The organism is Pseudomonas sp. NFIX49 (assembly GCF_900115915.1).
GTDB classification, from domain to species: Bacteria; Pseudomonadota; Gammaproteobacteria; order Pseudomonadales; family Pseudomonadaceae; genus Aquipseudomonas; species Aquipseudomonas pharyngis.
Window position 1 is genome coordinate 493,797 of the sequence record NZ_FOYE01000006.1, and the last position, 11,988, is coordinate 505,784.

At 62.6% G+C, this 11,988-nt stretch carries 12 protein-coding genes and 1 pseudogene; 2 read left to right on the forward strand and 11 right to left on the reverse strand.

Annotation, left to right across the window (positions count from 1 at the left end):
- Position 1 precedes the first annotated feature (1 nt).
- The 11 genes and pseudogenes from BMZ46_RS19980 to BMZ46_RS20030 form a co-directional block, all read right to left on the reverse strand.
- A pseudogene (locus BMZ46_RS19980) lies at positions 2-271 on the reverse strand (DUF971 domain-containing protein); the annotation flags it as partial.
- Entirely contained in the window at positions 268-1,230 is a 963-nt protein-coding gene (locus BMZ46_RS19985; protein ID WP_074690274.1) for a HEAT repeat domain-containing protein, read from the reverse strand. The gene BMZ46_RS19985 and the pseudogene BMZ46_RS19980, both read right to left, overlap by 4 nt.
- Positions 1,227-2,075 carry an ABC transporter ATP-binding protein gene (locus BMZ46_RS19990; protein WP_074690272.1) on the reverse strand — a complete coding sequence of 283 codons (849 nt, stop codon included), beginning with the start codon at positions 2,073-2,075 and terminating at the stop codon, positions 1,227-1,229. Before BMZ46_RS19990 ends, BMZ46_RS19985 begins: the two co-directional genes overlap by 4 nt.
- Positions 2,075-2,848 (reverse strand): ABC transporter permease, encoded by a 774-nt coding sequence (locus BMZ46_RS19995; RefSeq protein WP_039768884.1) that lies wholly within the window; start codon positions 2,846-2,848, stop codon positions 2,075-2,077. The genes BMZ46_RS19990 and BMZ46_RS19995 overlap by 1 nt, the downstream gene beginning before the upstream one ends.
- 125 nt (positions 2,849-2,973) lie before the next feature.
- Positions 2,974-4,377: an ABC transporter substrate-binding protein gene (locus tag BMZ46_RS20000; protein WP_074690271.1), complete on the reverse strand. Its 1,404-nt coding sequence runs from the start codon at positions 4,375-4,377 to the stop codon at positions 2,974-2,976.
- 111 nt (positions 4,378-4,488) lie between these two features.
- Positions 4,489-4,734 (reverse strand): 4Fe-4S dicluster domain-containing protein, encoded by a 246-nt coding sequence (locus tag BMZ46_RS20005; protein WP_007959413.1) that lies wholly within the window; start codon positions 4,732-4,734, stop codon positions 4,489-4,491.
- A gap of 25 nt (positions 4,735-4,759) precedes the next feature.
- Positions 4,760-6,490, reverse strand: coding sequence for a fumarate reductase/succinate dehydrogenase flavoprotein subunit (locus BMZ46_RS20010; RefSeq protein ID WP_074690269.1), 1,731 nt, complete (start codon positions 6,488-6,490; stop codon positions 4,760-4,762).
- 2 nt (positions 6,491-6,492) lie between these two features.
- Positions 6,493-7,239, reverse strand: coding sequence for a GntR family transcriptional regulator (locus BMZ46_RS20015; protein WP_074690267.1), 747 nt, complete (start codon positions 7,237-7,239; stop codon positions 6,493-6,495).
- 95 nt (positions 7,240-7,334) lie between these two features.
- On the reverse strand, positions 7,335-8,303 hold the full coding sequence (locus BMZ46_RS20020) for a Gfo/Idh/MocA family protein (protein ID WP_074690265.1): 969 nt from the start codon (positions 8,301-8,303) through the stop codon (positions 7,335-7,337).
- Between the two features lie 9 nt (positions 8,304-8,312).
- Entirely contained in the window at positions 8,313-9,200 is an 888-nt protein-coding gene (locus BMZ46_RS20025) for a Dyp-type peroxidase (protein ID WP_074690263.1), read from the reverse strand.
- A gap of 144 nt (positions 9,201-9,344) precedes the next feature.
- On the reverse strand, positions 9,345-10,382 hold the full coding sequence (locus BMZ46_RS20030; RefSeq protein ID WP_039768895.1) for an AraC family transcriptional regulator: 1,038 nt from the start codon (positions 10,380-10,382) through the stop codon (positions 9,345-9,347).
- A gap of 212 nt (positions 10,383-10,594) precedes the next feature.
- On the opposite strand from BMZ46_RS20030, the gene BMZ46_RS20035 reads away from it, so the two are divergent.
- A complete protein-coding gene (locus tag BMZ46_RS20035) occupies positions 10,595-11,542 on the forward strand; it encodes a SphA family protein (RefSeq protein WP_074690261.1) in 948 nt (315 codons plus the stop codon).
- A gap of 244 nt (positions 11,543-11,786) precedes the next feature.
- A complete protein-coding gene (locus BMZ46_RS20040) occupies positions 11,787-11,981 on the forward strand; it encodes a type II toxin-antitoxin system RelB family antitoxin (RefSeq protein ID WP_039768899.1) in 195 nt (64 codons plus the stop codon).
- Positions 11,982-11,988 lie beyond the last annotated feature (7 nt).

An 11,988-nucleotide genomic window follows, 5' to 3' on the forward strand; every position in this document is an offset into this window, starting at 1 on the left:
CCAGCTGCGCCAGATAGGCCCACGGGTAAATCCCGCGCTGGTGGCCGTCGCTGAACACCAGCTGCAGGCCATAGCCCTGAGCGTTCAATTCGATGACCCGCACACGCGGGTCAACCATGGGCGGCGAGCCCCGCAGGCGAAACGCCCGGCATTGCGAGCACGGGCATTGGCGGCGCAGTTCGGCATGCTCAAGCAGTTGCTCGCGGCCATCCGGCCAGCTCAGCAGCAACCGGTGCTCACGTTGGGAGTTGCCGACCGACAGCGGATTCATTGCAGCTGACTCAAGGCAATCCGCACGGCTTTACGCACTTCCGGGTCGCCGTCGTCCTGCGCGGCCTGCAACGCGGCCACGGCACCGCGATCGTTCAGTTCGCCGAGGGCCAGCGCGGCTTCCTTGCGCAGGTTGCTGATGCGATGGCCGAGGGTGTCGATCAGGGCGTCGAGGGCTGCGACGTACTTGAGGCGCCCGAGGCTGCGGGTCGCGCGCAGGCGCACTTGCCAGTAGTCGTCGGCCAAGGCTTCGATCAGCGCCGGGCCCGCGTCGGTATGGCCGACCTTGCCGAGGGTGGTCGCGGCTTCTTCGCGCACTTGCCAGGCTTGATCCTGCAAGGCTTGACGCAACGCGGGCAGCACTTCGGCGTCACTTGCCAGACCCAGGGCGCCGGTGGCGGCGCGGCGAACTTCGGTGTCAGGGTCATCACTCGCCAAGCGGGCCAGGGCCGGCAGCGCGTCGAGTTGCTTGAGCCAGCCGAGCACGCCGACGGCTTCGCGGCGGACACTGGCGTCGGCATCGTTCAGAGCCTGAGTCGCGGCCGGCGCAGCGCCGGGGAAACGCAACTCGCGCAAGGCCCGGAACGCGGCAATCCGCACGCCGGTTTCGGCATGGCTGGTCCACGGCAGAATCACCCTGCCCGCCGCTTCGGTCTTGAGCAGGCTCAGGCTCTGCGCCGCAGCGGCTTGCACGGCCGGGGACGGATCCGTCAGCGCCTGGCACAACGCTTCGACCACCGGCTCGTCTTCCCAGGCTTCCAACAGGCGCGCCGCTTCGGCACGCACTTCTTCGGCGGGGTCTTCGGCCAAGCGCTCGACCAGCCACAGCAAACCGTCCGGCTCTTCGAGGTCGGCCAGGTCGATCAGGGCAATCCGCCGCACCCCGGCATCATCGGCGGTGAGGCGTGGTTGCAGGGCGAGAATGTCGTCGTTATCGGTCACAGCAAAAAATGAGGTCACAGGGCAAATCTCGGCAAGGAATTTTCGGGAGGCAGGCCGAGCGGATTGAGGCGCGGCAGCGGTCGGTCGTTGTCGTGGCGCAGCAGGTCGAGGCAGTGGCGCTTGAGGCGCGAGAACTCGTGGCTGGTGACCAGTTCGGTGGTGCGTGGCCGGGGGAAATCCAGGCGCAGGTCTTCGATGATTCGCCCTGGCCGTGCGCTCATCACCAGCAAGCGGTCGGCAAGGAACAGCGCTTCGTCGATGTCATGGGTGACGAACACCACGGTGGTGCGAATCCGCGTCCAGATGTCCAGCAGCAGTTCCTGCATGTTCAGGCGGGTCAGCGCGTCCAGTGCGCCGAAGGGTTCGTCCATCAGCAACAGCCGTGGCCGGTTGACCAGCACCCGGGCGATTTCCACCCGTTGCTGCATGCCGCCGGAAAGTTGATCGGGCCAGCGTTCGGCGAAACCTTCGAGGCCGACCAGTTTGAGGATGTCGTCAGCGGCACGATGGCGTTCGGCTTTGCCGATACCGCGCATCTTCAGGCCGAAGGCAACGTTGTCGCGCACCGTGCGCCACGGGAACAGGGTGTGATGCTGGAACACCATGCCGCGTTGCGGTGACGGGCCGGACACTTCGGTGCCATCGACTTTCAACTGCCCGCCATGGAGTTGCAGATGCCCTGCCAATGCGCCGAGTAAAGTCGACTTGCCGCAACCGGAGGGGCCGAGAATGCACACGAACTGGCCGGGTTCGATCTGGCAGTCCAGCCCCTGCACCGCTTCAAACGCTTGCCGGCCTTCGCCGAGCACGATGGACAGCTGACGGATATCGATCCGCCCTTCCGGGGTTTGCATCACGCTCATCAGGCTTTTCCTCGTGGTCGATGCCAGGGCGTGAACAGCCCGCCCAGGCGTTTGATCAGCAGGCTGCTGCCCATGCCCAACACGCCGATCAGCAACATGCCGACCACGATGTCCGCATAGTTCTGGATGGTGTAGGACTCCCAGGTGTAGTAACCGATGCCGAACTGGCCGGAGATCATTTCGGCGGTCACCAGGCAGAACCACGACGTGCCCATGCCGATCGCTAGGCCGGTGATGATGCTCGGTGCGGCGCCCGGCAGGATCACTTCCAGCAGAATCGCCCGACGCCCGGCCCCGAGGCTTTTGGCCGAGGCGATCAGGCGCGGGTCGACGCCTTCGACGCCGTGCACGGTGTTGAGCAGGATCGGGAACAGCGCGCCGGTGAAGGTGATGAAGACCATCGACAGTTCCGACGACGGGAACATCAGGATCGCCAGTGGAATCCAGGCCACGGCAGGGATCGGGCGCAACACTTCCAGTGGCGGCAGCAGCAGGTCTTCGGCCCACTTCGAACGGCCGATGGCCAGGCCCAGGGCGATGCCGATTACCAGCGCGGCGAGGTAGCCGGCGAAGACTCGGCCGAGGCTGGCGCTCAGGTGCTGGATGAGCTTGCCGGAGTCGCCCAGGCCGAGGGCGGCTTCGATCACGGCCAGCGGGGTCGGGACGTTGGCGAAGGTGACGAGGCCGAGGTTCCAGTGGTGGCTGGCGGCGAGTTGCCAGAAGAGCAGGCAGAGCAGCAGTGAGGCGGCTCGGGGGATCCAGCGTGAAAACATATATCACCTCTGATCGTTCCCACGCTCCGCGTGGGAATGCATCCCGCGACGCTCCGCGTCACAGTGGACGCAGAGCGTCCATGGCGGCATTCCCACGCGGAGCGTGGGAACGATCTACGTTTGAGTTAACGGGTGGCCACTGCCTGAGTCGTGGCATCGGTGAAGTCGAGGACTTTCCCGCCCTGCGCCGATGCAAATTGCTGCGCCTGGCCTTTGAGCAGGAACGCGCTGAGGCGCCCCTTCGCATCACTGGCAAACCACGCCTGCTCCGCCAGCAACTTGATCCCGCTGTCACTCGCCTGGGCATACACCGCACGGATGTTCTTGCCTTCCGACTTCAGACCGGCCAACGCGGTGAACGCCTCTTCAGCCGAGGCATAGCGCCGGACCTTGTCCTCACCGCGCACCCAGATTTCCGCGACATGGCTGAAATCGCTGATAGCTTTTCCAGTCGCCGCATCGACCGACTTCAAGGGCGTCTGCGCGTAGTTGGCCAGTTGCGCGGTGTAATCCAGATTCGAGGCCTTGAACGCCGCGCGGATGTACTGATCGTCGATAAAGGTGTTCAGGTCGAGCCCGCGATCGGCCTTCTTCAGCAGCTTCAGCGTGTCGATGGCAGTGCCCACGGCCTGGCGGTATTCCGGTTTCCAGCTCAGGTCGCGGGTCTGCACGCCGAGCGGGCCGTGGAACAGATAATTGACCTCGGCATCAACGCCGGTGACCTTGGCGATCAGCTCGCTGTATTTCTCCGGTTCGGCGGCCAACAGTTGATTGGCCTCGATGCTGGCGCGCAGGTAGGCGACGACGATTTCCGGATATTTTTTGGCGTAGGCCTGATCCACCAGCGCACCGTGGAAGGTCGGTGCATTGGCTTGGGCACCGTCGTAGATCTTGCGAGCAAAGCCACGGCTCGGGAACAGCTCGGCGAACGGTACGAAGTCGGCGTGGGCGTCGATCTTGCCGGCCTGCAACGCGGAACCTGCGACCTCCGGCGGTTGGGCGATGATGTTCACGTCCTTCAGCGGGTCCCAACCCTGCTCCGCCACCGCGCGCAGCAACATGCCGTGGGCGGTGGAGGCGAACGGCACGGAAATGGTCTTGCCCTTGAGCTCGCTCAGCGACTGCACGCCGGACGCGCTCGGCACCACGATGCCGTTGCCGCTGCCCTTGATGCTGCCCGACAGCACGCTGATGAACAGGCTGTGTTTGCCGGCGGTTTCGAACGCCACGCCATTGAACGCACCGGGGAAATCGGCCATGGCGCCGAAATCGAGTTTGCCGGCGACCATCTCGTTGGTCAGCGGCGCACCGCTGGTGAAGTTCTTCCACTGCACGTCGTACCTGGCGTCCTTGTAGGCGCCGTCGTGAGGCAGGTATTTGTCGAGCAGGCCCAGCTCGCGAATCAACAAACCGCCGGCGGCGCAGTTGATGGTGGTGTCCTGGGTGCCGATGGCAATGCGGATGGTTTCGGCCGAGGCCGACAGGGTGAACGAAGCCAGTACCAGACCGGCGATTGCTGCACGCAACATGGTTGAATCCCCTCGAATCATTTATAGGATGTTCGTCTCCGCCGCGATCAGGGCGCGGTGGGAAACGAGGGGTGTGTTGAATCAGGCGTCCGGTGTTGCCGGATAGCGTTTTTAGCGAAGCAGATACGGGATTTCGACTTTGACGGCGCCGGTCGGGCAGTCCTTTTCGCAAGGCATGCAGTACCAGCACTCATCGAAGGCCATGTAGGCCTTTTGCGTGGCCGGATTGATCGCCAGCAGGTCCATCGGGCAGACGTCGACGCACACGGTGCAGCCCTTTTCGGCGATGCATTTGTCCTCGTCCACGGTGACGGGGGCGTTGGAGCGGAAGAAGATTTCCTGGGCTTGATAGGCCATGGTTCGGACTCTCTCTAGTGATGCATCAAGCGGCGAAAGCGCCGACCCGCAAACGGTCGTAGGCCTGCATTTCCTCGGCATCGAGCGGGATGATGTAAGGCTCGACGGCTTTCTTGAAACTGGTCATGCGCCCGTCTTCGCCCTTCTTCAGGTGGCAGTGGCAGAACCATTCGCGGTCGTCTCGTTGCGGGTGATCGACGCGGTAGTGGTACAGGCCCCAGCGGCTTTCGGCGCGGAACAGCGAGGCGCGCGCAGCCATTTCGGCGCAGTCGCGGATCACGCTGGTTTCCATGGCGCGCATCAGTTCATGGGCGTTGTTGGCCTTCATCTCGTTGAGATCACGTTCGATGTCGCTGAAGCGTTGCAGGCCGATTTCCATCTTCTTCGTCACTTTCGGCGGTTGCAGGTAGTCGTTGACGAAGCGCCGCAGCTTGAACTCGACCTGCGCCGGCGGCAGACCGTGTTCGCGATCCAGCGGTGCGTAGACCCGGGCCTTTTCCTTCTCGATCTGCTCGGCATCCAGCGCAGAGAACTCGCGCCCGGCGACAAATTCCGCCGCGTTATTACCTGCGAACCAGCCGTAGGTGAACGCGCCGAGCATGTAGTTGTGCGGCACGGCAGCCATGTCGCCGGCCGAGTACAAACCCTTCACCGAGGTTTCGGCGCGCTCGTTGACCCAGACGCCGGACGCCGAATGGCCGCTGCAAAAACCGATTTCCGAGATGTGCATCTCGACCATCTGCGTGCGGTAGTCGGTGCCGCGATTGGCATGAAACTGGCCGCGACTCGGGCGCTCGTTGCTGTGCAGAATTTCCTCGATGTTCTGGATGGTTTCCTCGGCCAGGTGATCGAGTTTGAGGAACACCGGACCGTTGCCGCTCTCCAGTTCCTGGTGGAACTCCCACATCATCTGCCCGCTCCAGTAGTCGCATTCGATGAAGCGTTCGCCCTTGTTGTTGGCGGTGTAGCCGCCGAGCGGCCCGGTGACGTAGGCGCAGGCCGGGCCGTTGTAATCCTTGATCAGCGGGTTGATCTGGAAGCACTCGAGGTTCGCCAGTTCCGCACCGGCGTGATACGCCATCGCGTAACCGTCGCCAGCGTTGGTCGGGTTTTCGTAGGTGCCCATCAGGTAACCCGAGGACGGCAGACCGAGTCGGCCGGCCGCGCCGCAAGCGAGGATGACAGCCTTGGCCTTGATCACATGGAAGTCGGCGGTGCGGCAGTCGAACCCCATCACGCCGTTGACGGCGCCCTCCTCGTCAGTCAGCAGACGGGTGCAGACCAGGCGGTTGGTGATGCTCACTCGCGCGCGCTTCAACTGGCGATAGAGGACTTTCTTGATGTCGTGCCCTTCCGGCATCGGCAGCACATAGGCGCCCATGTGGTGGACTTTCTTCACCGCGTAATCGCCGGTTTCGTCCTTCTCGAACTTCACGCCCCAGCGGTCGAGCTGCTCGATGGTTTCAAAACTGTGCGTCGCGTAGGCGTACACCGCCGCCTGATTGACGATGCCGTCGTTGGCGATGGTGATTTCCTTGGTGTACTGCTCGGGCGTCGAGTGGCCGGGGATGATCGCGTTGTTCAGGCCGTCCATGCCCATGCTGATCGCACCGCTGCGTTTGACGTTGGCCTTGTCCACCAACAACACGCGCAGCTCCTTGTTCTTTTCCTTGGCCTTGATCGCAGCCATCGGGCCAGCGGTGCCGCCGCCGATCACGACGATGTCGTATTCCTGCTCTAAGGTGTTGCGGGTCATGTTCAGGCCCCTTTTTGCCGGTCGATCCGCAGGCGGTACTGGAACGCATCGCCACGGTAGTAAAGGTGTTCGAAGTCCAGCGGCTGGCCGTGGGCGTCGTGGGTCAGACGTTCGATGCGCATGATCGGCGAGCCGGCCTCGACGTTCAGCGCCTGGGTCAGGTCGCTGTCGGCCAGCACCGCGTCGATGGCCAGATCGGCATGGCCGAGGGCGATGCCGCAGTCGTTCTCGAGGATCAGGAAGATGTCGCGGGTGACCAGATCGGCCTTCTCCAGACGCTCGCCGACCGCTTTGGGCAGGTAGGTGATTTCCAGCGAAATCGGCTCGCGATTGATCAGACGTACGCGTTTGATCTGCGCAACAGTTTCGCCTTCGGCGACCTGCAAACGCTCGGCGACCAGTTTGTCGGCGGCGATGAATTTGAAGCTGCGCAGGCGGTTGATCACCTCGTAGCCACGGCCGGTCATGGACTCGGCGAGGCCTTGCAGGGTGCTGACGTTTTGAAAGGTCTTGGGCTTGGCGACGAAGGTGCCCTTGCCGTGGATCTTGAAGATCAGACCTTCCTTCTGCAGATCGCCCAGGGCCTGGCGCACGGTGATGCGACTGACCTTGAACAGTGCGCCGAGCTCGCTTTCGGACGGCATCTGGCTGTCTTGCGGGTATTCGCCGTCGAGAATCCGGGCGCGCAGCACGTCGCGCAGTTGGGTGTGCAGAGGAACGCTGCTTAAGGAGAGAACGTTATCGGTCATCACGGGATCACTTGTTATAACGAGTTATGACGTGATCTTAGAGACGTTATGACAAGCTTGAGAAATATTGTTTGGGCATAACCTTAGATGCGCCTTCAGTGGCGCTTGAGGATCTGATCCATGACCCAATCGGTCTTCAGGGCCTCTGCGGCGACAGCCGGGTGCCGGGACTCACCGCGAATCTGCGCGTTCATGCCCAGCACGTGGTGCCATTGGATGTGTTCGTGATGGGGGATTTCCAGGCTGATGCCCTCTTCGGCATGCAGCTCGACCGGATGCTCATCGAACACCGAAAACCCGATCCGCCCTTGGCTGCCGATGATCTCGACCCGATCCTCGCGCCGGTCCGCGACAAAGCTCCAGCAGCCCATGCCCAGCGCACCCGAGGCGAATCGCCAACTGGCGCTCACCGCATCTTCCGCCGCGTACAACCCGGCCTGACGCGCGGTGAAGCCGGCGACTTCCACGATGTCGCCGAGCAGGTACTGGAACAGGTCGAACCCATGGCTGGCCAGATCGGCGAAATACCCGCCCCCGGCCACCGCCGGATCGGTGCGCCAGTTTGCGCTGCCGTCCAGATCCTTGGGCGATGGTGCCTTGGTCAGCGTCCAGCTCAAATGCCGCACCTCACCGATGCGCCCCTGCTCCAGCCATTGCCGAACCTGCTGGAAACGTGGCAGCGAACGGCGGTAATAGGAGACGAACAGGTGCAGACCGGCGTCGTCGAACACCTGCTGCATCTCGCGGCTTTGCCCGGCGTTGAGGGCCATGGGTTTTTCCACGCAGCAATGCTTGCCGGCGGCGGCGACTTTCAGGCTGTAGGCGTGGTGGCTGTCGGGTGGCGTGGCGATGTACACCGCGTCCACCTCGGGGTCGTTGATCAGGGCATCGACGTCGGTGCAAGTCCGGGCGATACCGTGGCGCGCGGCGTAATCGGTCACCGCTTCGAGGCGTCGCCCCATGACGGCCACCAACGCCGAGCCGGGGGCCTTGTAGAAGGCCGGCCCGCTCTTGCGTTCAGCGACGCTGCCGCAACCGATCATGCCCCAACGCACCACGTGCATGCTTGCGCCTCAGCCGATGCGCAGTGCGCGCAGGTCGAGGTGGCCGTTTTGCAGCGGCGGGCACCAGTAGTAGCCGCCGGTGATCGGCCGGCTGATGCGGTACAGACCGTCGGTGATGCCGTCTTCCAGACCGCTCATGCGCCGCAGTTGCGCTTCGAAGGCATCAAGGGAGAAACCGAACGCGAGGAACATCAGGCCGGCGCGATCGCCTTCGATCCACGGCATCGAACGACGCACGACGAAGGCTTCCGGGGCGAAGCTTTCCTGGGCGGTGCGTTTGACGTGAGCGGACACCGGGGCGTCGTCGATCTCTTCGTTGTCGCTCAGGCGACGGCCCATGATGTTGTCCTTGTCCTCGGCGGACAGCGCATGGAAACCCTTGAGGTCGTGCTGCCATTGCTGGATCGCAGCGAAGCTGCCACCGACCAGACCGTCCGCACCTTCACTTTGCAGTGCGGCGGCGATAGCGGCTTCGTCATGGGGGTTTTCGGTGCCGTCTTCATAACCGGTGAGGTCATGGCCGTCCTTGTGGCGAAAGGCTTCCTGCATCTGCACCAGACGCAGCGCCGGGGCCAGTGCGGCCTCAAGCGCAGTGCTGCGGTTGAGCAGCTCGCCACGGTCGACGCCGTGCAGCCAGACCCACAGGGCGTGCTGGGTCGACGGGTTTTCCACGCCAACGCCGGTCAGCGCCGGGAAGCTGCGCAAGCCGTCGATGTGCACATTCAGGGCCTTGGCCAGGGATTCACCGAAACCGACCACCGCCGACTTGCCATCCACCAGGTTCAGCAGGTTGTCGATCGCCTGCGGCAGCGCTTCAACCGACTCGAGAGCGAAAAACAGGTGACGTGCTTGCGGCGGAACAGGGGTGGCGAGAATGCCCGGCTGGTAGTAACTCATGTCGACTCCTTGGAAAGAGCGCGGAGTTTAACTGTAGGCGGAGGGTTTGTGGGGGATTGAAATGGGTTGGATAACGTCAAAAGCGCCCTCACCCCAGCCCTCTCCCGGAGGGAGAGGGCTGGGGTGAGGGGTATCGGTCTCAAGTCAAATCACAGAACTCTCCATGCGCCACGCACTCGGACTCTTCCCCGTCCACCGCTTGAACGCCCGCCGAAAACTGCGCACATCGCTATAGCCGACCTCCTCGGTAATCCGCTCGATCGGCATATCAGGATTGGCCAGCAAACTCATGGTTCGCGCCTGCCGCACCTGCTCCAGCAGCGCCTCGAACGTCAACGAATGTTCAGTCAGCCGCCGACGCAAAGTCCGGCTGCTCATGTTCAAGTCACCGGCAATCTTTTCAATGTGACTGCCCCGGCTCAGATCCCGCGCAATCGCCCGCTCCACGGCCTGGATCAGATCAAGTTTTTGATGAACCTGCGCCGCTTCCAGTTCCAGCAGTTTGACCGCCTGACGCAGCGCCAGCGAATGATGATTGGGCAGATTCACATCCAGCCATTGCACGTCGATCAGCATCCGATTGTGCAGGCAACCGAAGCGCACCTCCGGCCCCAGCAGACGCCGGTATTCATCAACGTAATCCGGCGCCGCGTGCATGAATTCCACGGCAATCGGCTTGAACGTCTCGCCCACCAGCGCCCGGCCATAGACCAGCAGGCTGGCGAAAAACTCTTCCACCGCAAACACCTGCACCTCGGCAAACGGCAGCCGGCACTCAACGTCGACGTAGACCTGATCGCCCACCACATCGACGCTGGAAACCACGATCCCGCCGGAGGTGTGCTGATGCCGAACGCCAATGTCGAACGCATCGCGCAAGGTCTTGCACAGCGACAGTACGTGCCCCAGCAGCCCCAGCGTACCGAGCACGTTCTGCGCGCCCACCCACAGGCCCAGCCCCTGATTGGGCAAAGCTTTAAGCCCCCGCTGGATCATGGCCACGGCCTGGCGGTAGGAAATTCGCTGCGCCGGATCCTGCAGGTCTTCGAAATCAAAACCCAGGCCACGGCACAGGCTCTGCGGCTCGATGCCCTTGTTGGCGGCGACTTCGGCCAGGGTTTGCAGGAGAAACGGCGACACCAGCGCCATTTCGAAGGTCGGGTCTTGGACTTTTACGTTCATGGGGGCTGACATTCCGGATCACGCTGAATTGTTATTTTTGTTACCGGTTATGTCGAAGGAAGTTAGCACAGGGTTGACGAAGTGTCCGCAGAAGCCCCCTTCCGTGTCCGCCAATACCCTGCCCTGTTGTGCGCCAAGGGCTTATTTCTATCGTGGCCGGGCACCCCGAATGCCGGCGTTGCGCCCAAGACACAATAATAATGAGGACGGACATGACCCCGAACCGCGCGACATTCCCTGTGCGACTGGCGCTGAGCCTGCTCGGCTGCGCCGCGACCCTGCCGGCGCTGGCCACCGAAGCCGGCGTCGACAACATCGGCCCCGGCACCGACGGCTTCTTCATGCTGCCGATGGAAGTCGACAGCCTTCCGGAGAACATGGTCGCCTTCAACCTCTACTACAACCACTACAAGGCTCGGAAGCTCAACATCAGCTCGTTCGGCGGCAAGGTGCCGAATGTCGAGATCGAATCCACCGCCGTCATCCCGCGTCTCGATTACCTGAGCCCGGTACGAATCTTCGGCGGGCGCCTGGCCGGTTACATCGCCCAGCCGTGGCTCAAGCAGGAAGTCTCGGTGTTCGGCCTGAGCGACACCCGCGAAGGCATGGGCGATACCACCATCGCGCCGATCATCCTGTGGGACATGGGCAAGGACCTGACCCTCGGCGCCGCTGTTGAAATCACCGTGCCCACTGGCGAATACAGCGTCGACCGGCTGGCCAACACCAGCAACAACTTCTACACCTACAAACCGCTGTTCTCCTTCACCTGGCTGCCGACCGAGCGCACCGAGGTGTCGATGAAGACCACCTACAGCTTCAACGAGAAGAACAAGGACACCGACTACAAATCCGGGCAGATCTTCCACTTCGATTACTCGGCCAGCTACAAGATCACCGACGACCTGATGCTCGGCATCAATGGCTACTACCTCAAGCAGACCACCGACGACAAACAGTTCGGCCACACCGTGCAATTCGCCGGCCAGGACGTTGATGACGGCGTACGCGGCAAGGTCTTCGCCATCGGCCCGGCGCTGCACTTCACCTTCCTCAAGTACGCCAGCGCCGAGATCCGCTGGGCCAAAGAATTCGACGTGGAGAACCGGCCAGAGGGGGAAATGTTGTGGGCGAAGGTGAGTATTCCGTATGCGTTCTGAGTGCATTTGTAGGAAGGCGCGCGCGGATTTGTAGGCTGGAAACCTGAAAAACAGAGGGGAGGAATAGGCCTACAGCGGCGGTCGAGATTGCCGGACAACGGGAGGAAACGTCCGGCAGATTTAACGGGGGTGCTTGCAGATACTGGGCTTCGCAACCGAAGGGTTCGTTTGGAACTCATGAGGTGCATCGTCCGCGAGTGACGACAGCGAGCCAATCCTCTTGAGATTGATCACCGAGGCCACTATGAGCATTTTGCTTTCCCCGTTTTATTCCGAGTTCGAATCCGAAGAAGAGGCAGAGAGCTACGATCGCTGGTTTCGTGCCAAGGTGCAGGAGGCACTTGATGACCCCAGCCCTGGCATTCCCCATGATGAAGCTATGGCAATGCTCGACCAGATGCTGGAAGAGATGCGCAGGAAGCGCCGCGCTGCTGCTTGAATGGATC

Bases quoted from the DNA above. Each gene is read 5' to 3' on its own strand.
- BMZ46_RS19995 (WP_039768884.1), bottom strand. From the start codon at position 2,848: ATGTTTTCACGCTGGATCCCCCGAGCCGCCTCACTGCTGCTCTGCCTG.
- BMZ46_RS20015 (WP_074690267.1), bottom strand. From the start codon at position 7,239: ATGACCGATAACGTTCTCTCCTTAAGCAGCGTTCCTCTGCACACCCAA.
- BMZ46_RS19990 (WP_074690272.1), bottom strand. From the start codon at position 2,075: ATGAGCGTGATGCAAACCCCGGAAGGGCGGATCGATATCCGTCAGCTG.
- BMZ46_RS20035 (WP_074690261.1), top strand. From the start codon at position 10,595: ATGACCCCGAACCGCGCGACATTCCCTGTGCGACTGGCGCTGAGCCTG.
- BMZ46_RS20025 (WP_074690263.1), bottom strand. From the start codon at position 9,200: ATGAGTTACTACCAGCCGGGCATTCTCGCCACCCCTGTTCCGCCGCAA.
- BMZ46_RS20000 (WP_074690271.1), bottom strand. From the start codon at position 4,377: ATGTTGCGTGCAGCAATCGCCGGTCTGGTACTGGCTTCGTTCACCCTG.
- BMZ46_RS20005 (WP_007959413.1), bottom strand. From the start codon at position 4,734: ATGGCCTATCAAGCCCAGGAAATCTTCTTCCGCTCCAACGCCCCCGTC.
- BMZ46_RS20010 (WP_074690269.1), bottom strand. From the start codon at position 6,490: ATGACCCGCAACACCTTAGAGCAGGAATACGACATCGTCGTGATCGGC.
- BMZ46_RS20040 (WP_039768899.1), top strand. From the start codon at position 11,787: ATGAGCATTTTGCTTTCCCCGTTTTATTCCGAGTTCGAATCCGAAGAA.
- BMZ46_RS20020 (WP_074690265.1), bottom strand. From the start codon at position 8,303: ATGCACGTGGTGCGTTGGGGCATGATCGGTTGCGGCAGCGTCGCTGAA.
- BMZ46_RS20030 (WP_039768895.1), bottom strand. From the start codon at position 10,382: ATGAACGTAAAAGTCCAAGACCCGACCTTCGAAATGGCGCTGGTGTCG.